Genomic DNA, 23,887 nt, shown 5'->3' on the forward strand with positions numbered 1-23,887 from the left:
ATACTTTGTATTTGTGAAATTAAATCAAAACGAAAAAACACTATACAGTAGACACTTACTTTTAAGTGAAATAGGTATAGAAGGACAAGAAAAATTGAAAGCCGCTAAAGTGTTAGTAATTGGTGCTGGTGGTTTGGGCTGTCCTATTCTACAATATTTAACCGCTGCTGGTGTTGGGACTATAGGAATTGTGGACGGAGATACGGTGGATGTAACCAACTTACAACGTCAAATTTTATATACTGTTGACGATATTGGTAAATCTAAAGCTCGTAGTGCAGCCAATCGCCTTAAACAGCTTAATCCTTACGTAAAATTCTCTATTCATGACTTCTTTATAAACACGGAGAACGCTTTACTCCTTTTTTCCGAATACGACATTATTGTTGATGGATCTGACAATTTCCAAACACGTTATTTATGTAACGATGCGGCCGTACTAACAAACAAACCTTTAGTTTTTGGATCTATTTTTAAATTTGAAGGACAAGTTTCTGTATTTAATTACAAAGAAGGACCAACGTATAGATGCCTATACCCTGAACCTCCAAAATCTGGCTCAGTACCTTCTTGCTCAGAAATAGGCGTACTTGGAATTCTTCCAGGAATTGTAGGAAGTTACCAAGCCAACGAGGTCGTAAAAATAATTTGTGAAGTCGGAGATATCCTAAGCGGAAAACTACTCACTATAAACACACTTACAAATCAGAATTTTGTATTAGGATTCAATAAAAACCAAGCTATTAAAGTCACCGAATTAATTGACTATGATTTTTTCTGTGGTGTAGATAAAGAAACAGACATCAATACTGTAACCTATTACGAGCTTAAAGACTTACTCCATAAAAACCTAGTTGAATTAATTGATATTAGAACCTCTACCGAAAGGGAAATTTACCACATAGGAGGAAAACACATACCTGAAGAAGACATCCGAAACAATCCATTGTTATTAAACTCAAAAACACCAATAGTACTATACTGTGAGTCTGGTAACAGAAGTGCAAAACTTATCAAAGATTTAAATTTACCCTTCAAATCCTTAGATGGTGGTATATCAAACAAAAAAGCTTCTAATTAAATTAGAAGCTTTTTTGTTTATAATGAAGCTAGATGATTGAACCCATCTACTCTCGTTTTTTTTGTAATTTTAGAAATATCAATAAACTTTTCTATCTCTTGTATTTCTTTGGTCTTTTTTGAAGAATTAAAATGATTTGCATATAATAATTTTTCACCCTTATCACTTACATATTCTACAAAAACAGCTTGTTTAACACAAGTAGTACCGTGTTTTGTAGTAAATGCATTCGTCATATTTTTCTTCAACACCGGAGAACTCCCCGTTCGTATTCTTACTTCATTCTTACTACAATCTATTTTTATATCAGCATATAATTTTTTTGATAAAAAATCATCTGTTAAAAAATAACCACTGTATTCCTCAAAATAATCTACAAAGACAATTCTGTTTATTTTACTCCACGTTACTACACACTTTTGCTCTGAGGAATTTACGACCTCAACACCATTTTCGCTAAAGGACCAACTGCCTTTTAAACCAAACTTGGCTAGTATTTTTTTCATATAACAAATATAACTATTCTTTAGACCATTTATATCCGATATTAGTTCTGGGGTATTTTTTATTTTTTTGTCACTAATTACCTCTTTTATTAGACAATCTTATATTAATATCTTTCTTCAATTTATTTTTTCGCAATAACCTTTACATTCATCTCTTCTACTTTCTTGTTAGAAAGCTTAGATGGTGACTTAAACAACAGATCTTCTGAGCTTCCTGTCTTTGGAAAAGCCATAACTTCTCTAATAGATGCCTTTTTCTCTAAAATCATCATTAAACGATCTACTCCCCATGCAATACCTCCATGTGGCGGTGCTCCGTAATGGAAAGCTTCATACATAGTTCCTACACTCTTTAACATCTCTTCCTTATTGTAACCCATGTTTTTATAGGTTGCTTCTAAGATTTCTGGTTTGTGAGCACGAACAGAACCTCCACCAATTTCATAACCATTTAAGATTAAATCGTATTGCTGTGCAATAATAGCTCCAATCTCATCTTCCTTCCCATTCATATGCTTTTCTACATCATAAATAGCTGGCATAGAGAATGGGTTATGTGTAAACGTCCAACGTCCCTCGTCAGTTTTCTCAAACATAGGGAAATCTACTACCCAAGCAGGTCTTAATTCCTTTGGATTGATCAATCGTAACATAGCTCCTAACTCCTGACGAACGGCATCTAAAGCTTTGTTTGCTGTAGCGTAATCTGCAGCCGAGAAGAATACCACATCTCCTACTTTCGCATCTGCAGCTTTGATAATATTTGCAGCAATCTCTTCTCCTAGGAACTTAATAATTGGAGACTGTAAATCGTTCTCATTTACAAAAATATAAGCCAACCCTCCTAAACCATGTTGTTGCGCTATAGAAGTTAACTTTTCAATCTGTCCTTTAGACATACGTTTTCCTCCTTGTTCTTCTGCAGAAACTTTAATACACTTTACAATTCCCCCTTCATCAATAGGTTTAGAGAACACTTGGAACGTAGTATCTTTTACAATGGCTGTAATATCTTGCATTGGCAATCCAAAACGTAAATCTGGACGATCACAACCATATTTGTCCATCGCTTCTTTATAAGTAATTACTTCAAACGGACGTAAAATCCATTTGTTACCATAAATTTTCTTTACAATGGTATTAAACATTTCGGTATTTAAATTGATAATGTCTTGCATAGAAGCATAAGCCATCTCAATATCCAATTGTGTAAACTCAGGCTGACGGTCTCCACGTGAATCTTCATCACGGAAACAACGTGCAATTTGGAAATACTTGTCAAAACCTCCTACCATCAACATTTGCTTAAACTGCTGTGGTGCTTGTGGTAAGGTATAAAACGCTCCTGGCTCTTTACGAGAAGGCACAATAAACTCTCTTGCCCCTTCGTCTGTACCTGCTGTTAAAATTGGAGTTTCTACTTCTAAGAAACCATCCTCATCTAACATATCGCGCAATAACTTTATTACTTTATGACGGTTTACAACCGCTTTACGTACTTCTTGATTTCTATGATCTAAGAACTTGTATTCAAAACGAACTGCTTCGTTAGAACGCATTGCTTTTTTAATTTCAAAAGGTAACGTTCTCGATAGATTCAAAATATCTAAATCCGTAGCTTCTAATTCAATCTTACCTGTTCTTAGCCCAGCATTAAAATCATCTTCATTACGTCCTACAATCTTACCTATTACAGCAATTACAGACTCTGGCTTTAACTTTACCAACTCATCTAAGTTCGGGAAAGTTTCACGCTCTAAACGAACCTGAATCACTTCGTAAGAAGCATCACGTAAATCAATAAAAATTAACTCTCCATGATCACGTACACTCGCTACCCATCCACTTAAAGCAACAGTCTCTCCAACATTGTTCTCATTTACATCTTTTGCAACATGTGTTCTGTATGTGTCTTTTACGATTAGCGGGATTTCTGGTAATACTTCCTCTTCTTTAGTATTAAGTCCAGAGTCTTTAGTATTAAGTTCATCACTTGTAGACTTTGTACTTTGTACTTGAGACTTTGTATTACCCGACAGGGTCTCTATAATCATCTCACGAATTACGTTCCCCGGTGCTCCTTTACCAATCTTCGCAATTACTTTACCAACTAAAACTCCTGCTTTTCCTTTGTTACCTCCTTTAATATCGTTGGCAATGGCTTCGTTTTCTGCAATTGCAGCATCTACAGCAGCTTGAATCTGTTCTGTAGAAATGGTATTATCTGCAAAGTACTTTTTGTAGTCAAACTTAGCATCAGCTAATAAACCTTCAATGGCTTTTTGCACCAATACATTGGTCACTTTTGCTGCTTTGAATTCCTTGAAAATATAGATTAAGTCTTCAATATTCTCAATTTTATCGTAGTCCTCTGCTTTTAGGTTATTGGTCAATGTTTTTGCCACAAAAGCAACATCTCCAATCGCATCAATCAAACTCATTACGGTTTTAGAGCGTACCGCATCTGCAGTAAAGAACTTAGCATCCTGTGGTTTTACTTTTCCATCAATTAAAATAGTTTCTACCGCATGTGGTAAAATACTATTATCAACCTTTATAGCATCTACCACCTCTTTGATAGCAACAAACGGTAAATCTGGCTCAGAAATGTAACGATAATCGGCATCGTACTCTTTCTTACGCATGGTTTTTGTTTGTTTTAAAGCCTCATCCCACAATACTGTTGTTTGATCTGGTCTAAAGTCTTTGTGCTCTATAAAGTAGTTTAATTGCTTTTCTATTTCTTCTTTTAAAGCCTCTACCATAAACTTAAACGAGTTTAAGTTTTTGATTTCTGTACGAGGATTTAAAACATCTGTACCTTTAATTCGTAATGAAACAGAAACATCCGATTTAAACTGACCTTTTTCTAAGTTCGCCTCCGAAACTCCTAAGTTCTGAACAATACGTTGTACGTACTGAGCGTATGTTGAAGCATCCTCAATATTACGAATACAAGGCTTGGTAACAATCTCTATTAACGGGACTCCCGCTTTGTTAAAATCTACCAAAGAAATGGTTTTCTCGTGCACCAACTTCGCTGCATCTTCTTCTACGTGTACTTGTTCTATCTGAACGGTAAACTGAGATCCATCGTTTCTATAACAAGCCACTTCTCCATCTGGAATAATTGGATTATGAAACTGTGTAATCTGAATATTCTTTGGGTTATCTGGGTATTCGTAGTGTTTACGATCCCAAGATGTAATTTCATTAGAAAAAGACGAGTTAACCGCTTTACCAAAGTAAATAGCCTTTGTTAAAGCCTCTTTGTTTATAGCAGGTAACACTCCCATTTGCCCCGTACAAACCGGACAAATATTTACGTTTGCAACTTCGCTTTCTTCGTTGGCACATCCACAAAACAATTTTGATTTTGTGTTTAAACGAACGTGTGTTTCTAAACCAATTACTAATTCTATTCCGTGCTCCTCTATGGCAGCATTTAATCTATCTAATTCCATTATTGCACTTGGTTTAAGAAGTTTGCAAACTGTAAAATTGTTTGTTCTTTATTTTTTGCTCCAGTAATCTGAATTCCTGTCTCTGTTCCAAACGGGCATGTTAAGGTTGGTAATTGACCCAAACTAAAACCTACCGTATAAGCATCCGACAAATACATGGCATGAGGATTGCTTAACACCTCTCCTATTTTAGGCACAGGTCCTGGTGTTACAGGCGATAAAATGATCTCTACTTTCTTAAAATCTTCTTCAAAAGCAGTTTCTATCTCATTTCTTAACTCCTGACCTTTTAAGTATATCGCATCGGAGAATCCTTGAGACAATACTTGATTTCCTCCTACAATTCTTCTTTTGGTCTCTTCTGTAAAATTCTCAGAACGTGTAATCATGTACGTGTCCTTTAAACTATTCCCTTCTACTCTATCTCCGTAATTGGTTCCATCCAAACGAGACAAGTTCGATGCTGTTTCTGCCATTGCTAAAGTATAGTAAGTAGAAACCAACGTATCTGCGTTAAAGAAATCTAATTCCTGCACTTCATATCCTTCTGCCTTAATCTTCTCAACCGTTGCTAAGAAATCTTCTTTAACATTGGCATCAATTGCATCGTTTTCTATAAAGTTTTTAAAGTAACCTACTTTTATACCTTCTGGTTTAGCAGCCACCACCTCAGCTTTAATCTCGGTAGACATAACAGAAGTTTGATCTTTAGCGTCCTTACCACTAATTACATTCATAACAATAGCAACATCTTCTATAGATTTTGCCAAGGGTCCAACGGTATCTGTAGACGATGCATAAGCCATTAATCCGTAACGAGATACTCGTCCGTAGGTTGGTTTTAAACCATAAATTTGGTTATAACCTGCTGGCTGACGAATAGAACCTCCTGTATCTCCTCCAATAGAAAAAACCGTATAATCTGCAGCAACGTTTACCGCAGAACCTCCTGATGAACCACCTGCTACCAAACTTGTATCTACCGCATTTTTAACACTTCCAAACACCGTATTTTCAGAAGAAGAACCATGACCAAACGAATCACAGTTTTCTTTGGCAACTGGAATAGCACCAGCATCTAACAATTTCTGAATGGCAGTAGCAGTATAGGCCGATTTGTATTGTTTTAACAAATCTGAACTTGCAGACGTATAGGTTCCTTGTACCATGTATACATCTTTAATTCCAAACGGAATTCCCTCTAACAATCCAATTTCTTCACCGTTGGCAATTTTAGCATCTACTTTGGCAGCAGCAGCTAGTGCCATGTCTTCTAAAACCGTGTTAACTGAATTGTATTTATTTTCTTTTAGCAAACCTAATTTCTCTTGTACCAAAGCCGTACAAGTAATTTCTTTGTTTACTAACTGATTGTGTATTTTTTGAATTTGACTCATTTCATTCGTGCTTTAGGCTTTAGGCAATAGGCTTTAAGCATAGAGCTTATAGCATACAGCATAAAGCGGTATCCTTACCCCTCTATTACTTTAGACACTACCAAGTACCCATCCTTCTGTTTAGGAAAGTTTTCCTTAATGATTTCTTTGGTGATTTCTGAACTGTGTTCTACTACATCTTCTCGCAAATTGTCTATAGACACCGCATTCTTTGCATTCTGATTTGATGAATTATTATTTGTTTCTGCGTTTTTAATCACGTCGAACAACTTCTCCACCGCCTCAGAAGACTCTGCTCCTTTGATGCTAGACAAGATGTCTACAGGCATTATTTTACTCATTTCTATGCTATTTAAATTCAGACTTCAAGGATGCGAAATTACAAAAGTTTTAATGGACTGAAAAAGGTTTATTCAACCTAGTTTCTTTTAAATAGAAAACAGCCAAATTCCCTATAGAAACCTGGCTGTTTTCACGAACAACTAATAAAAAAAACAACTATCTCTTAAATTCAAGAACCTAGACACTAGATTCAAGAACTAAAAACTTCGATTTTGAATTTATCGAATGGTAATCTGGTACTGCAATACCGCCATCCCTTTCCTATCTATCTCTTTTAACGTACTAGCATCAAATACTGGTCTGTACTGATACCCTAAACTTATCTTATTCCCATGCCCCATTCCGTTTAGGAAAAAGTTCACCGTAAAATCATATACGGTCATTTTATCTTCCAATGCATCAAAATCTGAATGCTGAATGGCAACGTTCGGTTGTGCTATTACTTTTTTGTTGACTGGAAACGCATATCCAAATTGTGTATACCAGGTAGTTCCTGTTCCCATCATAGGATAACCGTTACCATCCTTATTGTAGGTGCTTCCAGAACCGCTATCAAAAACAGATCCGTTGGCATCTACTGTTCTTATATAATCCTTTCCTAAATCTAAATTGTAATACCCTAAATAAGCAGTAATTCCTTGCTCATTAGCCAAAGGCAAACTCAAAAAAGAATCTATTGCCCAAGTTTTCATATCGTACAAATTGGTTTCTGGCAACATGGCATCTCCATCTGCAAACGCTTTTTCTTGAAACTGTCCACCAATACCAATATTAAACACCTTCTTTTTGTTGATATAAGTCCCAGTTTGGTAAGCTGACTTATTCGATTCTTCCTCAAAAAACTGGTACTTTACATAAGTAGAAAAACGCTTTCTTGGTCTGTTGTTTGCAAAATCAACTTTACCATTAGGAGCAGAGGATACAGAAATCGGATTCGAAATCACAAAACGGTAATCTATTTTTGCTACTTGACCTTTGAACCAAACACTTAAGTTTCGTCCTAAATCATCGTCTCTGTTTACCGTAGTTAAAGAGAATAAAGGTGAGTCTAAGCCCATTAGAGACTTAGAAGAACGTACGTTCCATCTGTCCAATCCTTGCCAACCAGATTTCCCCATACCAACTTCAAACTTTTTGCTAAACGCATACTCCAAGTACAAATCCAATACTTGCAATGGAAAGTTTTTAGACTTCTGATTAAAGTTATTCCCTCCAAACAAGGCATATCCATATATGTTGTCTGTAATCTGAGACGTAACCGGAATTCTTAACCTACGGATAGAAACATCTGCATAATTATCTGTTTTCTCTCCATTAATCTCTGTCCCTTCGTTCAATTCTGAATACCTAGCCCAAAACTGTGTGGTGATATTCCATTTTATTTTTGGTTTCTTTTGTGCCTGCAACCCTATTACAGACAATAAAACGATAATTAAAATTCTAAACCTCATCATTATTTCTTCTTTACATTCTTGAATTATTCAATCACTTCTAAATCAACCCAACCATTTGGAACCCTAGAATTACCAATACCACAATTAATGGCCCGAGTAGCCCCGCTATAAGTCCTCCAAATCGGAAATCTTTTTGCGTTATTAACCCTGTACTAAAGGCAATTGCATTGGGCGGTGTAGAAATTGGGAAGAACAAAGCTGTAGAAGCACTAAACCCAATTACTAAGGGTAAAATCAACGGATTGTCCGTAGCTAAAATAATTGCAATAGGAATTAATATAGTCGTTGTAGCCGTGTTACTCATAAAGTTAGATAGCACTACGGTTATTAAGGCAAATACCGCAATCATTACCCCAAAATTTAAATCGTATTGATTAATTAACCCTACATAATAAGCAGCCAATCCTGTTTCTTTAATTGCCAACCCTAAAGACAAACCTCCTGCTACTAACATTAGTGTATCCCAAGGTAATTTTCTAACGTCTTCTGAGTTTACAATACGGAACATGGTTAACAACATAATTGGCAACATAGATACCGATGAAGCAGAAATTCCGTGTAACTTTCCTGTTAACCACAACAACATGGTTACTACCAATACTCCCAATACAAATTTCTTTTTTAGTAAGAATATTTTTTCTGTAGACCCTTCTTCTGGCTCACCCTCTCCTAAGAAACTTAAATCTATAGTAGATACTCTAGGAATAAATTTGCTAATTAAAATCAACCAGAAAATAAGTACCAATACAATCGCTACCGGGAAACCAATCATCATCCACTCTAAGAATCCGAATTGAATTCCGTTTTGCAACAACCCATCTACCGCTACCGCGTTGGGTGGCGAACCAATAATAGTCCCCATACCTCCTAACGATGCTGCTGCAGGAATACCAATTAATAAGGCTTTGGTAATTTTAGCATCTTTGGGTAAAGTCTTTAAAAAAGGCAATACCGATGCAATCATCATAGCAGTAGTAGCTGTGTTACTCATAATCATAGAGAAAATAGCCGTTACCAACATAATCCCTAGCAATACATATCTTGGTTTGGTTCCAAAACGTTTAATGGTTAGTTTAAATATGGTTTTATCTAGCCCTACTTTTTGCATGGCTTGTGCCATAAAGAAACCACCTAACATTAACCATATTACCGAGTTAGACCATGTTTGCACGTATTTTTGCACAATTTTGTTAGATGTGGTAGGATCTATATCGTGGTAATGTTTACCGAGGGCAAAAACCAAGAACCCAAAAATTAAGAGTCCGACCGTAAAGGGGGGAATGGCCTCTGTTACCCATAAACAAACGGATAATATTAATAGGAATAATACATAAATTTGGGGGGTATCTAACTCTGGAGACTGTAAAAGATACGTTCCTCCAAAAGCCAAAATGATACTAATTAAGAAATTAATAATTCGTCCCTGAAAATCGACCATGGTTTGTACCATCTTGTATTTTCTAATCGAATCTAGCCTTGAATCTGCCATACCAATGTGTTTTAGTTTGATACTGTAAAATTCGCTAGAACCCCTTTTTTAGAATATGACTTTGGTCATACCTGCTCATTTTTACAGATAATGCAAAGAATGGCTCTTCTTTTATTTTTTGTGTGTAGTGATATCGTTTTCGACACTATTTTATGTAAAATTCTCCCCAATTAATTGACATCTTAAAGATGCAACCCTCCATTTTTTCTTTTGTTGTACCGTATTCTATCTTTTTAGTATATTGTAGTACCTATACTTTTTACCCCAAAAACAGCCAATAAATGTATTGCCAAGTATTTGTAAAAATGGTGCCCGCCGTTTTGCAAAGTGTTGCCCGCCGTTTTACAAAATGGTGACCGCCATTTTAGATTATCACACGGTGCTTATTTCTTTTTCATACCGTTCTCGTTTCTTTTTTACTATAGTCCTAATTCTTTTTTATACGGTAGAAATTTTGGTGTGCTACTATACTGCTATTTTATTCCTTAAATGCTATGGAAAATTAGTTTATATTTGAGTGGGTAAGCATTGCTATGAGATTGGCTTATCGATTCGATTGCTATAGACCGAATGAACTTACCTTTTGTACACTTATAACGAGTTAGCAAACATACGAATGAACATCTTTGGGTTTAAGAAAAAACAGGAATATTCAGCAAAGGAAATACTAAAGCAACTTGACAAATGTGCTGAAGAGTTTACCTTTCCAATGTTGGACAATGGCTACGTTTATCCGATTCACTCAAAGATGAATGCTTACCGAGATGAAAAACGATGGGCTTTAATCATCGAAGTAATCGGATTTAATTATCGTGGCGGAGGACACAACGGAACTTCTAATTGTCTACACATTTTTGGTAACTGTATAGAAACAAAGCCTGGAACCGACAACGCAAACTTTTTATATATAACGGACAATAGTGCGGACAACTCGACTTTTGACGAAGAATATTTGGAAAGTCTAAATCCACAAGCAAAAACGATGCTTTTACGCGGAAAAGAATTGAGTATTAACCACAATAGAGAATTTTACCTGAATAAAGGGATTGAACTCGAGGATAAAGACAAAATTTTCGTTTGGGAATTTATAAGAGGTTTAGAGCCTGAATACAACAATGAATTAGAAGCAACCGAACAAGAAATAAGAGAACGAATTCCATCGGATTTACCAAAAATTATGGAACTGACTGAATGGTATCATCCAGATTGTGCTGATTCGGAACTTCCAAGTAAAAATGAAACGTTTAGGCAAATAGCCAAAGTTTTGGAAACTGGAAAAACGGAATTCTACAAACCAACTAATGAACCGAATAATCATTGGAAAAACTGGCCAGATGGTGGAACACTATAGAAAAGTACGTTTGGCAACAATGTATAACCGCAATAACGGCGGATTCGACTACGTCCGAATCCACTCTGAATTGCTAAAATCAGTGCCAAACCGAAAATTAACGCATATAAACCCGTAACTAACGATTATACTAGACCGTTGGCTAATATTGTAATGAAAGATAAATCTAAAACACACCCTACTGAACTAAACTACAGTCTATTGCTTGAAAAATTTACAGTAGATTTATTTTTTATTCAAACTATTATCCACTTATATGAATCTAATGTTATTGAATTCAAATTTGAAGAATTTAAAACAGGATTGTTCATTGAAAAAAAATACTACTTAGATATTGGAGCAAATTTCTTTAGCTATACTTCTAAAAATTTTGAATACGAATTTTTGAAAGTATTTTATCAAAATACTGGAAAAATTGAAATCGGAAAATACATTTCACTTGTAATAAATGAATTACTCAAAAGCTCTAATTGGAAAAAAAAATTGGAGGAAAAGTTTAGTGAAAAAGAAAAGTTGAAAAATGAAACAAAACAAGAAGTCTCTAGTATAATAAAAACGACTAAATATTTTAATTATAGTAATTACTCAAAACCTGTTCTGAAACCAGAAAACAACCATAAAAAAGAGCTATACATTTTAGAAACAAATTTAAATTTCAATCTGATTGATTTAGTATATGAAAAAGCTAAACTTTTTATCTTAAAAAAAGAGAGTAAACCGAATAATTCGCACTGGGGTAATATTAATGCTACAGCTGGAATCTAAAAAACATTAGCCAACAAACAAGTTCAATTTTCGGCTTTGTTCTAAACTTAAAGTTCTGTACTTTTAAACAAGCTTTGTTTTAGTTGATAGACTTCTGCCCTATCAACCCAAAACCTAAGCTTATTAAACCCGTTGTACTTAATTAACGACATGAATTTAACCAATGAACAAATACTAAACCTTAAACGTATTTATTACTCTAAGGAACAGAAACTTCATACTGATTCATTTGTTGCTAATAACAATAAGCCACACCCAAAACCAGAAAAAATAATTACTCAGTTAGTCAGACTAGATTTAATCGAAATTGAAGATGATGAAAACCCACTCTGGTGCTCTCCCGAAGTTTCGGGACTTTCGAGTACTTTTACGATCTAAATCGTATGTACGATAAATATTCATAAACACAACCTGACCCTATCACAAAGTGTCGAGAGAGCATCATATGAAGGATATAAAGTCAATATCAGCCAAAAAGGAGTTTAGCGTAAATACGCTAATTATGATATAGATACTAGAAAGTCCCGAAACTTCGGGAGAGCACCAATTTATAGTACATAATTAGACAATACATTAAAAACTTAACAATTCAGAATCCCCAAAAAAAGAAAAAATCAAACTAGACTTTCACCCCAACTAGCCCATTCCCAAAATCAAAATCTTTTATTTAAGCCCCTTTTTTGTTAGAACAGAAAAAAAGCACAATTCTACAAGCCCAGAATTTAAAATAAAGCGTTTTTTAAGCCTTTTAAGCCATTTTTAGGATTTGCTAGTTTTTCTACTTTTTATTAACAATTCTATGGGAAACAGTCTTATTTATTTATATTTGATAGGTTTTGAAACTAAAAATTCTAATAAACACATAATATAAGTATGAGCGAAGAAATGAAGCCACAATACTCCGCAGATAGTATTCAGGCACTAGAAGGAATGGAGCACGTACGTATGCGACCATCCATGTATATTGGAGATGTAGGTGTAAGAGGATTACACCACCTGGTATACGAGGTAGTAGACAACTCTATTGATGAAGCTTTAGCTGGACATTGTGATACAATTTCCGTAATTATTAACGAAGACAATTCTGTTACGGTTCACGATAACGGACGTGGTATTCCGGTTGGAATTCACAAAAAAGAAGGAGTTTCTGCCCTAGAGGTAGTAATGACTAAGATTGGTGCCGGAGGTAAGTTTGACAAAGATTCTTATAAAGTATCTGGAGGTTTACACGGGGTTGGTGTTTCGTGTGTAAACGCATTGTCGGACCATGTAAAAGCAACCGTATACAGAGAAGGAAAAATTTGGGAGCAAGAATACGAAAGAGGTAAAGCCCTGTATCCTGTTAAAACTGTAGGAGAATCTGATATTACTGGAACCAGTGTAACGTTTACTCCAGACAAATCTATATTTCAACAAACTACAGAGTACAACTACGATACCTTGGCAGCTCGTATGCGCGAATTGGCCTACTTAAACAAAGGAATCACAGTTACTTTAACAGACAAAAGAACCAAAGACGACGAAGGGAACGATGTATCGGAAGCTTTCCACTCTACAGAAGGACTTTCTGAGTTTGTAAAATATTTAGATGGTACACGTGAGCAGTTAACGGCAGGAGTTATTTCTATGGAAGGAGAAAAGAACGGAATTCCTGTAGAAGTTGCCATGGTATACAATACCTCTTATGCTGAGAACTTACACTCGTACGTTAACAATATTAACACACACGAAGGAGGTACACACCTTTCTGGTTTCCGTAGAGGATTAACAGGAACGTTAAAAAAGTATGCCGAGGCTTCTGGAATGTTGTCTAAATTAAAATTCGACATTGCCGGAGACGATTTTCGTGAAGGTTTAACCGCTATTGTATCTGTAAAAGTACAAGAACCTCAGTTTGAAGGTCAGACCAAAACAAAATTAGGAAACCGAGAAGTTTCTGCTGCTGTAAGTCAAGCAGTATCAGAAATGTTAACAGACTACTTAGAAGAAAACCCAGACGATGCTAAAACCATTGTACAAAAGGTAATCTTAGCAGCACAAGCACGTCATGCAGCAACAAAGGCTCGTGAAATGGTGCAACGTAAAACGGTAATGTCTATTGGTGGTTTACCTGGTAAATTATCTGACTGTTCTGAAACAGACCCAGAAAAATGTGAAATCTTCTTAGTAGAGGGAGATTCTGCAGGGGGAACAGCAAAACAAGGTCGTGACCGTGAATTCCAAGCTATTTTACCATTAAGAGGAAAAATCTTAAACGTAGAAAAAGCAATGCAACACAAAGTTTTTGAAAACGAAGAAATCAAAAACATGTTTACCGCTTTAGGAGTTACCATTGGTACCGAAGAAGATAGCAAAGCCTTAAACTTATCTAAATTACGTTACCACAAAGTAGTAATTATGTGTGATGCCGATGTGGATGGTTCTCACATTGCTACCTTAATTTTAACGTTCTTCTTTAGATACATGAGAGAAATGGTAGAGCAAGGATATGTGTACATTGCTACTCCACCATTGTACTTAGTTAAGAAAGGAGCTAAAAAAGAATACGCTTGGGACGATAACCAACGTGACATGATTAACATGAAGTTTGGAGGATCTGCAGGTATACAACGTTACAAAGGTTTAGGAGAGATGAATGCGGAGCAATTATGGGATACCACCATGAATCCAGAATTCAGAACTTTAAGACAAGTTACTATAGATAGCGATGTAGAAGCAGACAGAGTTTTCTCTATGTTAATGGGAGATGAAGTACCACCACGTAGAGAGTTTATAGAGAAAAACGCGAAATACGCAAACATTGATGCTTAACACACATCAACATTTTATATAAATTTAAAGGAGATAAAAGCTATTTTTATCTCCTTTTTGTTTTATTTAGTAGCTTCTAAAAGAAGAATCTATTATGAAAAAAATCTTATTTGCCTTATTCGCACTTATCACCACCATCTCATTTAGCCAAAAAAGCGTATTGTTACGCTACAAGTACAAAGAAGGAGATGTGTACAAACAAAACATAACACTGCATCAAAAAATAGATACTATGATGACCCTGGACATGTCGATGAACATGTCTATGCATATAAAAACTGCCAACAAAAAAGGGTTTAGTTCGTTAATGAGCTTTGGCCAAGTAACCATGGACATGGCTGCAAATGGTCAGAACATGAAATACGACTCTAATACAGACGAAGCAACTATGGATCCTTTTGCCAAAGGTGTACATAGCAGCATGAAAGCTTTACTAGAATCAACCGTTTTATTTGATTACGACAAGATTGGTAATATTAAAAACGCTACCATTCAATCAGGAAATCCAGACATTCAGCAGTTTAAAGAAAACATGAATAGCATGACTTTCCCTACGGAAAAAGTAAGCGTAGGAAGCGAATGGAAGTTTTCTAAAACAACCAAAGAAGGTTTTACTCTAAACGTTACTTATAAAGTTACAAGCATTAAATCTGGTAAAGTAAATGTAGATTTAAGTGGTGAAATCCCTAATTTTAATGGAGTAATTTCTGGAACGGGTTGCATTGACGTTAAAACAGGTAATATTGATAGTATGATTATGTTGATGAACATGGCAGTACAAGGACAAAAAATTGACATGAAAATAAGCACGACTATTGAAAAGCAATAAACCAAAGCAGCTTGGCTTTCTTAACTGGAATACAATTGCATACATACTGGAATTCTTCCAGTTTTAGATAAAAAATTACAAATACAAAAGCCCATTAAGAACTACTTAATGGGCTTTTTTAGTACGGTACCCCACAACCAACAGCTCACTCAAAAAGTAAATACTCAAAAACAAAGCTCACAAACACATAAATCACCACAAAAAGCAATTATTAAATATTATATTCATAACAAAAAGACTGTTTTGTTTAATATTTTTAAAAATAAATCGATTCTGTTCTATTTTTTAGTTTAGTGACAGAAATCATATTCACATAAGCTACAATTCCTTATTTTTAGTACACCTAAAAGAAATTAATCACTTAAAACCATAATCACATGAAAGTAACTGTAGTTGGAGCTGGTGCCGTAGGAGCATCTTGTGCAGAATATATTGCCATTAAAGACTTCGCTTCTGAAGTGGTAATTGTAGACATTAAAGAAAACTACGCAGAAGGAAAAGCAATGGACCTAATGCAAACCGCTTCTTTAAATAATTTTGATACTAAAATTACTGGATCTACTAACGACTACTCTAAAACAGCAGGTTCGGACATCGCAGTAATTACCTCTGGTATTCCAAGAAAACCAGGAATGACACGTGAAGAGTTAATTGGAATTAATGCCGGAATTGTAAAATCTGTTGCTACCAATATCTTAGAATATTCTCCCGAAGCTATTATTATAGTTGTATCTAACCCAATGGATACTATGACCTACTTGGTAAAAACACAACTAGACATTCCTAAAAACAGAATTATTGGAATGGGTGGTGCTTTAGACTCTGGTCGTTTTAAATACAGATTGGCAGAAGCTTTAAACGCTCCTTTATCTGATGTTGACGGAATGGTAATTGGAGGGCATTCTGATACTGGAATGATTCCTTTAACTCGTTTGGCAACTAGAAACTCTATGCGTGTTTCTAGATTCTTAGACGAAGAGAAATTAAGCGAAATTGCCGAAGCTACCAAAGTTGGTGGGGCTACCTTAACTAAAATGCTAGGAACTTCTGCTTGGTATGCACCAGGAGCAGCAGTATCTGCAATGGTACAAGCAATTGCAACCGATGCTAAAAAATTATTCCCATGTTCTGTGTATTTAGAAGGAGAATACGGACAAGAAGGATTGTGTATTGGTGTACCTTGTATTTTGGGTAAAAATGGGCTAGAAGAAATTGTTGAGATAGAATTAAACGATGAAGAAATGGCAAAATTTGCCGAGTCTGCAGCAGCCGTTAAAAAAACCAATGGCTTGTTAGAAAGTTAATAACTAAACCTTACATAAACACCCTGTAAAGCCTTTTACTTTTTTAGTAAAAGGCTTTATGTTTTACTAAAAAAGACCGCTCACAAAAAATGTGTAGCGGCCTTCACAAAAAACATCATCACTAACTCAATGTTTTTCTTACTTAAACAATAATCAACTTAACTCACGGATTAATTCTTCATCAACTTCTTTATATAAGAACTATTTGATTTATCTATTTTTAAAATGTAGATCCCTCTTTTTAGATGCCCTAAATTATAACTCGCTCCTTTTGCAAAACCTCCTTTAAATTGTTGCACCTCTTTTCCAGTAATATCATACACAGTAACCTCATCTGTTGCTATGCTAATTTTAAACTCACTCGTAACAGGATTAGGAACCACAGAAACTGTTTTGTCATTTTTAACAATCTCATTACTTAACGTACTGTAAGAAGGTTGGTTCCCATATATTTTAAACTGCCCTGGTTCTATGGTAATTCCAGAAGTTACATTACTTACCTCCATAGATGTAGTTCCAGTTCCGTCCATTAAATCGTACCACGTTCCGGTATAAGGAAAATTTGGATTGATGGTTTGGCTCGCCACAGAAAAGTTACACAGTACTACCACATTTTTTAACACATCGCTTGCTAGGCCATTATCCCAAACATAGATTCGTTGTTTTATATTGTTTCCATCTGGTAAAATAGAAAAGTCTCCTTCAAACACAGGCTCGTGTACCTTTAACTCAATAAGTCTAGACCAATCATTGTATATTTTTTTTCGATGACTATCCAGCTCCCAATTCTCTACCCACTGTGGTTGTGGCTTGGTATCTAACTTGCAATCTCCAGCAACCGGATCACTTGGTGTATTTACGGTTCCAGAAGCACAAGTATAAATTGAATGCTCCATTCCTAATTCTACAAAATGCCAAATCATTTTTGGCCCTGGTATGGTAAACAACGAAGCTCCATGTGTAGACATTCTAGACAAGGAAACCGTTATGTCTTTTACATTATGACTAGACAAGGCCGAGTTTCCAAAAGAAAGATTCTTATACATCAACCTTTCCTCATCGTGACTCTCTGCATACCCCAACAATCTTGGCTTGGCAAACCCCTTAGTTCTATAATCCATAGCCGAAATAGCTGCATTGCTAGAATACCCCATGGTTAATTGATTGTAAGCATCTGTAACTTTACCCCACATCATAATTCCTTTGGCAATTCCATCTGCCTCTCCAGTAACTCTATAATCTGCCCATTGTTGCTCTTCTGTATTGGTTCCTAAATGTTCAAAAATTACATACTGATTAGGATCTAATGCCCACTGATAATCTGCATACTGTTTTAAAACAGTTACTCTATCTTGCTGATAAGCATTGGTACAGGACTCGTTAGCTTCGGTACAATTCTGTGTAAACCCTTTGGTTAAATCCCAACGATATCCGTCTATTTTAAACTCCTCTATCCAATATTCCACCACCTGCTTTACATATTCCTGTGTTCTGGTTTGTTGATGATTAAAATCGGACCCTACATTGTAACTGTGCTTAGGTGTTTCATTAAAATAAGGACTCTCAGAACTGGGTTCTCCCCATCCATCACCATCAGCATCGTTCATCCACATTCTAACCAATGGATTTCTACCAAAAGCATGGTTTAGAGCAATGTCTAAAATAACTGCAATACCATTCTGATGACAAACGTCTACCAACTCTTTAAACTTAGCCGATGTTCCATAAGCCTTATCCAAAGCCATATGAAAAGAAGTATTGTACCCCCAACTTTCATTTCCTTCGAACTCCATAACGGGCATCAACTCAATTGCGTTGATGTTTAAGCCTTTAAAATAATCAATCTTATCAATCAAATCCTGATAATTTCTATCTGCATCAAAATCCCTTACCAAGACTTCGTACACTACCAAATCTTCCTTTTTAGGTTTTACAAAGTTGTTTACTTGCCACATATACCCATCACCCTGTGTTTGCAGTACCGTTACTTCTCTTTCTTGCCCTGTTGGATATGTTGGCATATTTGGATAAGTATCCGATGAAATATATGGATCGTCAAAAGGAGACAAGACCAATGTAGAAAAAGGATCTGCCGTTTTCACCATACTAGGAGAATTGGCAATAGGAGTTTGGTCTACCACCCAATACTGATACGTTTCTGTTGCTGATAGTCCTGATAGTGTAAGCCAAAACTTACCCGAAGTAGGATCTTTTTTCATTACATAATTCACCCCCGGGTCGTAGTTATTAAAACTCCCTGCTACATACACAAAATCCTTGTGTGGTGCATCTAACACCAATGTAGCTTCTGTAGCAGAAACAGCATTTATTCCATTCTTTAAACCTGTAGGCATAGCCTCACTCACCACATTGGGAGCTACCAAAACACTAAAACCTCTAGCAATTGTTTTCCCAGATTTTTCGATCTCTAAAGTATAGGTTTCGTTATCTGTTATGTTAGCTAGTGTGTAATTGTAAACAGAAATATTGCTTTGCGTATTTACAACAACACCTTCTTTGGTTTTTAAAGTATAGGTTGCATTTCCGTTTGTATTAGATGCACTTACTGCTAGGTTATTTCCTGAACCCACAACAGTAGTACTTCCTTCTGTTGGACTTGACAAGGTTGCCTGAAAAGATCCAATGCCAAAGAAAAAATCTGAATTCCCATTATCCTTTAGCTCTTGGCTTCCATTTTCATTTCTAAAAACCATTCCCATTTTGGTAATGGAAGAAAAGTCAGAACTGGTCAGCCCATAATAATCTTTAGGTACAAAAGTGATAGACCAAAGTCCTCCAACCAAGGTCATTTCTCCCACACCATCGTCTTGCCCCCAATTCCCTATTGCATGTTGCCAAGGGTTGGCATCCGACCCAACACCCGAGTGCATATACACTTTACTCGGGTTGTTAAACCCGTTACTATCTGTTGCCGTACTATTAGGGTCTACCGTAATAGTAATGGGTGTTTCCTGATCTATTTCAAAAGGAAAAGGACTTATAGTTACCTGCGCATAGGACGATATACACCCTACCAAAAGCAGGATTGCTTTTAGGAATTTATGAATCATATTTTCTATTTTTTTAGTTCCCAGCTACCAATAAAGAAGCAGAACGTGCTGGAATTAGTATCTCTTTGTTTTGAATTTTTGCACCTCCTAAAACATCTTTATAATGCTTCCCATGCAAATCCAAACACACTGTTTTTGGTTTTTCTGAAATATTAAAAACCGCTATTGCTTCGTTTTCAGAATCAAATCTTTTATAGATTAAAACCTCATCGTCTCCTTGTAAAAATTCAATTTCGCCATGAATCAACACAGGGTACTCTTTTCTTATTTTGATGAGCTTCTGGTAATAATTGAATAATTCGTTATTAAAAGCTACTTTATCTACAGGTCTTTTTCTTCCTGTAGGATGAGTTGTTTCTTCATCAAAAGTATAATCTGGCCACATTAATGGTTTTCTAGAAGAAGGGTCATCAGCTCCCCACATTCCCATTTCGTCTCCGGCATAGATATGTGGAGCTCCAAAATAGGTAAACTGTTGCGCTAACAATAACTTTACCTCTTTGTAAGTAACCTCATCTGGTTTCTGAATCTTATACGCTTCGTTCTCGTGTACTTTACACCCTAGCTTGTACTTGTTTTTGTTAAACATAGAAGTTAACAACCTTGGAGTATCAAACCCACAAGTATAATTCATCATGGCATAGCGTGTACTTTTTCGTAGGCCTTTGTCAAAACTTGCCAAGCTATCTGTAAACTCAGTAGCACTAATTTTATTGGGTGCCCCTGCAAAGTAATTTCTAGAAGCTCTATACCAACGGTAGTTCATAACACCATCAAAAACATCTCCTGTTAAAAACGGAGCAGGATTCAATAATTTATCAGGAAATTCTTCCCACCATATTTCTCCTAACAAATAAGCATCTGGATTGATAGCTCTTACCGTTTTTCTAAAATCTCTCCAAAAGCCTAAAGGCATTTCTCCAGCTACATCCAATCGGTATCCATCTACTCCATCACTAGTATCTCCGTCTTTATTTGGATCTAGCCATCTTTTGGTGATATTAAAAATATGCTGCTTTGCTTGCTCACTATAAATATCCCCTTCAAAAGAACTTACTTTTTTAGACAAGTCTTGTTTTTGTGTTTCTCTAATCTCTGGCAACGTAGCTACACCTGCCCAACCGTGGTATTTAAATTCATTTTTTTTCGTCTTTGGATTGTCAAACTCCTCTACCCAATACCAATCTTTGTATTTAGATTGCTCTTGATTTTTAACTACATCTTGCCAAGCCCAAAAGGTTTGCCCAGTATGGTTCCACGAATAATCTAAAATGACTCTAATCCCTCTTTTATGAAACTCTTTAATCACCTTTAGAAACAACTTATCAGCTTCTGTAAATTGCCACGTACTCGGATCTTCAGGTATTTCACTTTTGATAGTTTCTATATCTTTCTTTGGATTGGGACCAAAATTACGATCGATATGTCTCCAGTTTCTAGCATCGTATTTATGTAAAGACGGAGCATCATTTAAAGGACGAAAATAAACGGCCGTAACCCCTAAAGAATCTATATAGTTTACCCTATCTAAAACTCCTTGCAAGTCTCCTCCATAACGTCTTAACTGTACTTTGTCAACAAATTTGTTTAGTGTATTCCCAAAAAAGTCTTTATGCCCTTTGGTATTTTTAAAATACTCATCCTCTTTGTACCAATCTTGTGTCCAAGGAGTTGTTTTCCATCCCTCAGGGACAAAACCAGGGTAAGACCCCTGAATATCTGCAGCAGTTGGATCGTTCGTAGGATCTCCGTTTCTAAAACGCTCTACTCCTATCTCGTACCAAACCACTTCTTTAGCCCACGCAGGCGGTTCGTTAAAAGCAGTCTTTTTAGCTGTTTTTATGACTGGTTTTGTGTTGGATTCTTGACATGAAATACACATCAACAGAGAAGTAAATACAATAATTATTTTTTTCATTTTGATGATTTTTAAATCCTATTTCTTTAACAAAAATTCCAATGGAATGTGTACACGTTTTTTCCAAGCATCCTCACTATGATTTTCTCCTGGAAAATATTTTGTCAACCAGTTTTTGGCATCAAATCCTTTTTTAACCATAATACCATCTACCTTTTTCTGAATCTTTGGATACAAAGCATCTAAAGTTGCATCTCCACAATCAAAATAAATTTTATGATTCTTTGGGCATGGCAATGCTGCTTTAAGATAATTTAAAAATGCATCTGGCACCACATTATTATCCAAAGTAAAAGTACCTGGCCAATGTGTAGACAAACAAGCTGCTCCACCAAACACTTTTGGATATTCAGAAATCGCATAAAAAGAAATCAATCCTCCCATACTGCTTCCCATGATAAAAGTATTTTCTCTATCTGTTAAAACCGAATATTTTTTATCAATCATTGGTTTTAACTCCTTCACTAAAAACTGTAAGTAGTTATCTGATACTGGCTGAAAATCTTTTTTAACTACCCCCACTTTTCTCAATTGAGAACTCACCGTGTCTTTTTCAACAGTCGATAAATTTTCAAATGGTTTTTGCGGGAAATAATCTATATGACGAGTTTTTCCTCCGTTCCAAATTCCTACTACAATTACTTTTTTAATCTTATCCGCCTTTGATAATGCTGTAATTGCATCGTCTACATCCCACGATTGCTTGTTCCATGCAGCCTCAGTTCCCGAATCGTATATCATCTGCCCATCGTGCATATATAAAACAGCGTATTTAGAGTTGCTTGAATACCCCTCTGGCAACCAAACATCAATATTTCTGGCAGTTATATATTTTGATTGAAAGTTTTCTATTCTTTCAACCTTTCCATTAACCACTTTTGGCAATGGCTTTTGCCCCTTTACTTGTAGTGATACAACAAGGAGCATCAATAATAAAACTACTTTAAACCTCATACCGTTTGTTTTATAATTAAACACAAAGAATAAAAAGCCTGTTCTACAAAAAACAGAACAGGCTTAAATTTATACACCAATTAGTTTTTAGTAACTGTGTAAGTGTAAGATCTAGGGGTACTTAAATCCATAATAATGGTGTAGTTCCCAGCTTCTGCAATAGAAATATTTGTTCCTGCATTTAGGTCTAAAATACCATCACCATCTTCATCACCATAATTTCTTTCCCATGCATCGTTTGCTCTAAATTTTATTTCTCCTGCTACCAAATCTAAAGTTGCCTCCCAAACTCCAGTAGCAGTATTATAGGTCATATCTTGGTCAGCATCCCAACCACCTGCAGTAGCATCTCCAATTACTCCCCAATCGTACTTTGTAATAGCATATACAAGCGACGTTGTGTTTACTTCTACAAAATAATGTCCTGTTGCAGCTTCTGCATTGGACTCTCCATCTTCTGTTAAAACTCCAGAAAAACTTCCATCGTCTCCGTAGTCAACATTCCCCCAAGCATAATTTCCGTCACCATCAGGGGCTACAAATTTAAACCCACCATCTAACCAAAGGTATCCTTCGTAATCTGTCTCTCCAAAAGCAGAAGAAGAAATTAAAGGAGCTGTTGTTGGATTCCATCCTTGGTGATTCCCAGGAACAGATAAAGATGGCAACTGAGCTGTATATGGAGTTACTGCAAGAGACAAAACCTCTGAAGCTACCTCTCCAGACCCTTGCGATCCTACTGTTGATAAAATTCTTAACTCTAAAGCTCCTTCTTGGAATGCTGGCAAACCTGCTGCAATTGCAAATGTATTTAATTGATCTACTGTCCAAGAATAAAACGTTTTACTTGTTTGACCTGCAATTATAGGCTCTACAAAATCTGTTCCTGCAACAGCTAACTGAACTGTATAAGTAACCTCTACATTGTGACCATACTTACTACCATCCCAAACAATGGTTGTAGCTGTTTTTGTCTCATCCTGAATTTTTAATTCTAAGTCTACTCCTCCTGTTGGAGTTAATATCGCTGGCCCAGTAATACTGTTTGTATCAATCACTAAATCTGATTCTTCTGCACAAGAGGCCATTAGTACAAGAGCTATCAAAGTGATAACTCTTGCCTTTTTAAAATTTATTTTTTTCATCATATT

General features: G+C 35.8%; 16 protein-coding genes. 6 read left to right on the plus strand and 10 right to left on the minus strand.

What is annotated here, in order from left to right; all coding sequences use genetic code 11:
* Positions 1–13 precede the first annotated feature (13 nt).
* Positions 14–1,081 (plus strand): molybdopterin-synthase adenylyltransferase MoeB, encoded by a 1,068-nt coding sequence (moeB, locus tag ACXHHC_RS09700; RefSeq protein WP_458226173.1) that lies wholly within the window; start codon positions 14–16, stop codon positions 1,079–1,081.
* A 17-nt stretch (positions 1,082–1,098) separates the two neighbouring features.
* On the opposite strand, the gene ACXHHC_RS09705 is transcribed toward moeB, so the two are convergent.
* The 6 genes from ACXHHC_RS09705 to ACXHHC_RS09730 form a co-directional block, all read right to left on the minus strand.
* A complete protein-coding gene (locus ACXHHC_RS09705; protein WP_458226174.1) occupies positions 1,099–1,587 on the minus strand; it encodes a hypothetical protein in 489 nt (162 codons plus the stop codon).
* 122 nt (positions 1,588–1,709) lie between these two features.
* Positions 1,710–5,051, minus strand: a complete 3,342-nt coding sequence (gatB/aspS, locus tag ACXHHC_RS09710) for a bifunctional amidotransferase subunit GatB/aspartate--tRNA ligase AspS (RefSeq protein WP_458226175.1) — start codon at positions 5,049–5,051, stop codon at positions 1,710–1,712.
* Entirely contained in the window at positions 5,051–6,448 is a 1,398-nt protein-coding gene (locus ACXHHC_RS09715) for an amidase family protein (protein WP_458226176.1), read from the minus strand. Before ACXHHC_RS09715 ends, gatB/aspS begins: the two co-directional genes overlap by 1 nt.
* A gap of 74 nt (positions 6,449–6,522) precedes the next feature.
* A complete protein-coding gene (locus ACXHHC_RS09720; protein WP_458226177.1) occupies positions 6,523–6,789 on the minus strand; it encodes a hypothetical protein in 267 nt (88 codons plus the stop codon).
* A gap of 219 nt (positions 6,790–7,008) precedes the next feature.
* On the minus strand, positions 7,009–8,244 hold the full coding sequence (locus tag ACXHHC_RS09725; protein WP_458226178.1) for a porin: 1,236 nt from the start codon (positions 8,242–8,244) through the stop codon (positions 7,009–7,011).
* Between the two features lie 37 nt (positions 8,245–8,281).
* Positions 8,282–9,733, minus strand: a complete 1,452-nt coding sequence (locus ACXHHC_RS09730) for an SLC13 family permease (RefSeq protein ID WP_458226179.1) — start codon at positions 9,731–9,733, stop codon at positions 8,282–8,284.
* A 616-nt stretch (positions 9,734–10,349) separates the two neighbouring features.
* On the opposite strand from ACXHHC_RS09730, the gene ACXHHC_RS09735 reads away from it, so the two are divergent.
* From ACXHHC_RS09735 to ACXHHC_RS09755, 5 genes are all read left to right on the plus strand, one after another.
* Positions 10,350–11,084, plus strand: coding sequence for a DUF7003 family protein (locus ACXHHC_RS09735; protein WP_458226180.1), 735 nt, complete (start codon positions 10,350–10,352; stop codon positions 11,082–11,084).
* A gap of 153 nt (positions 11,085–11,237) precedes the next feature.
* Entirely contained in the window at positions 11,238–11,849 is a 612-nt protein-coding gene (locus tag ACXHHC_RS09740) for a hypothetical protein (RefSeq protein WP_458226181.1), read from the plus strand.
* 873 nt (positions 11,850–12,722) lie between these two features.
* Positions 12,723–14,660 (plus strand): DNA topoisomerase (ATP-hydrolyzing) subunit B, encoded by a 1,938-nt coding sequence (gene gyrB, locus ACXHHC_RS09745; protein WP_458226182.1) that lies wholly within the window; start codon positions 12,723–12,725, stop codon positions 14,658–14,660.
* 94 nt (positions 14,661–14,754) lie between these two features.
* Complete coding sequence (locus ACXHHC_RS09750; RefSeq protein WP_458226183.1) at positions 14,755–15,489, plus strand: hypothetical protein; 735 nt, start codon at positions 14,755–14,757, stop codon at positions 15,487–15,489.
* A 377-nt stretch (positions 15,490–15,866) separates the two neighbouring features.
* Complete coding sequence (locus ACXHHC_RS09755; RefSeq protein WP_458226184.1) at positions 15,867–16,793, plus strand: malate dehydrogenase; 927 nt, start codon at positions 15,867–15,869, stop codon at positions 16,791–16,793.
* Positions 16,794–16,963: 170 nt separating this feature from the next.
* Here ACXHHC_RS09755 and ACXHHC_RS09760 read toward each other — a convergent pair whose 3' ends face one another.
* The 4 genes from ACXHHC_RS09760 to ACXHHC_RS09775 all read right to left on the minus strand — a co-directional run bounded on the left by ACXHHC_RS09760 (position 16,964) and on the right by ACXHHC_RS09775 (position 23,881).
* Complete coding sequence (locus ACXHHC_RS09760) at positions 16,964–19,864, minus strand: alpha-amylase family glycosyl hydrolase (protein ID WP_458226185.1); 2,901 nt, start codon at positions 19,862–19,864, stop codon at positions 16,964–16,966.
* 13 nt (positions 19,865–19,877) lie between these two features.
* Positions 19,878–21,782 carry a glycoside hydrolase family 13 protein gene (locus ACXHHC_RS09765; RefSeq protein ID WP_458226186.1) on the minus strand — a complete coding sequence of 635 codons (1,905 nt, stop codon included), beginning with the start codon at positions 21,780–21,782 and terminating at the stop codon, positions 19,878–19,880.
* An 18-nt stretch (positions 21,783–21,800) separates the two neighbouring features.
* The gene (locus ACXHHC_RS09770) at positions 21,801–22,736 is read right to left on the minus strand and encodes an alpha/beta hydrolase (RefSeq protein ID WP_458226187.1); all 936 of its coding nucleotides are present in this window, start codon (positions 22,734–22,736) and stop codon (positions 21,801–21,803) included.
* Between the two features lie 80 nt (positions 22,737–22,816).
* Positions 22,817–23,881, minus strand: a complete 1,065-nt coding sequence (locus ACXHHC_RS09775; protein WP_458226188.1) for a SusE domain-containing protein — start codon at positions 23,879–23,881, stop codon at positions 22,817–22,819.
* Positions 23,882–23,887 lie beyond the last annotated feature (6 nt).

It is taken from the genome of Wenyingzhuangia sp. IMCC45574 (assembly GCF_054182685.1).

Excerpts from the sequence above, each read along its gene's own strand:
- ACXHHC_RS09705 (WP_458226174.1), bottom strand. The coding sequence starts at position 1,587 with ATGAAAAAAATACTAGCCAAGTTTGGTTTAAAAGGCAGTTGGTCCTTT.
- gatB/aspS (WP_458226175.1), bottom strand. The coding sequence starts at position 5,051 with ATGGAATTAGATAGATTAAATGCTGCCATAGAGGAGCACGGAATAGAA.
- ACXHHC_RS09715 (WP_458226176.1), bottom strand. The coding sequence starts at position 6,448 with ATGAGTCAAATTCAAAAAATACACAATCAGTTAGTAAACAAAGAAATT.
- ACXHHC_RS09720 (WP_458226177.1), bottom strand. The coding sequence starts at position 6,789 with ATGAGTAAAATAATGCCTGTAGACATCTTGTCTAGCATCAAAGGAGCA.
- ACXHHC_RS09725 (WP_458226178.1), bottom strand. The coding sequence starts at position 8,244 with ATGATGAGGTTTAGAATTTTAATTATCGTTTTATTGTCTGTAATAGGG.
- ACXHHC_RS09730 (WP_458226179.1), bottom strand. The coding sequence starts at position 9,733 with ATGGCAGATTCAAGGCTAGATTCGATTAGAAAATACAAGATGGTACAA.
- ACXHHC_RS09735 (WP_458226180.1), top strand. The coding sequence starts at position 10,350 with ATGAACATCTTTGGGTTTAAGAAAAAACAGGAATATTCAGCAAAGGAA.
- ACXHHC_RS09740 (WP_458226181.1), top strand. The coding sequence starts at position 11,238 with ATGAAAGATAAATCTAAAACACACCCTACTGAACTAAACTACAGTCTA.
- gyrB (WP_458226182.1), top strand. The coding sequence starts at position 12,723 with ATGAGCGAAGAAATGAAGCCACAATACTCCGCAGATAGTATTCAGGCA.
- ACXHHC_RS09750 (WP_458226183.1), top strand. The coding sequence starts at position 14,755 with ATGAAAAAAATCTTATTTGCCTTATTCGCACTTATCACCACCATCTCA.
- ACXHHC_RS09755 (WP_458226184.1), top strand. The coding sequence starts at position 15,867 with ATGAAAGTAACTGTAGTTGGAGCTGGTGCCGTAGGAGCATCTTGTGCA.
- ACXHHC_RS09760 (WP_458226185.1), bottom strand. The coding sequence starts at position 19,864 with ATGATTCATAAATTCCTAAAAGCAATCCTGCTTTTGGTAGGGTGTATA.
- ACXHHC_RS09765 (WP_458226186.1), bottom strand. The coding sequence starts at position 21,782 with ATGAAAAAAATAATTATTGTATTTACTTCTCTGTTGATGTGTATTTCA.
- ACXHHC_RS09770 (WP_458226187.1), bottom strand. The coding sequence starts at position 22,736 with ATGAGGTTTAAAGTAGTTTTATTATTGATGCTCCTTGTTGTATCACTA.
- ACXHHC_RS09775 (WP_458226188.1), bottom strand. The coding sequence starts at position 23,881 with ATGAAAAAAATAAATTTTAAAAAGGCAAGAGTTATCACTTTGATAGCT.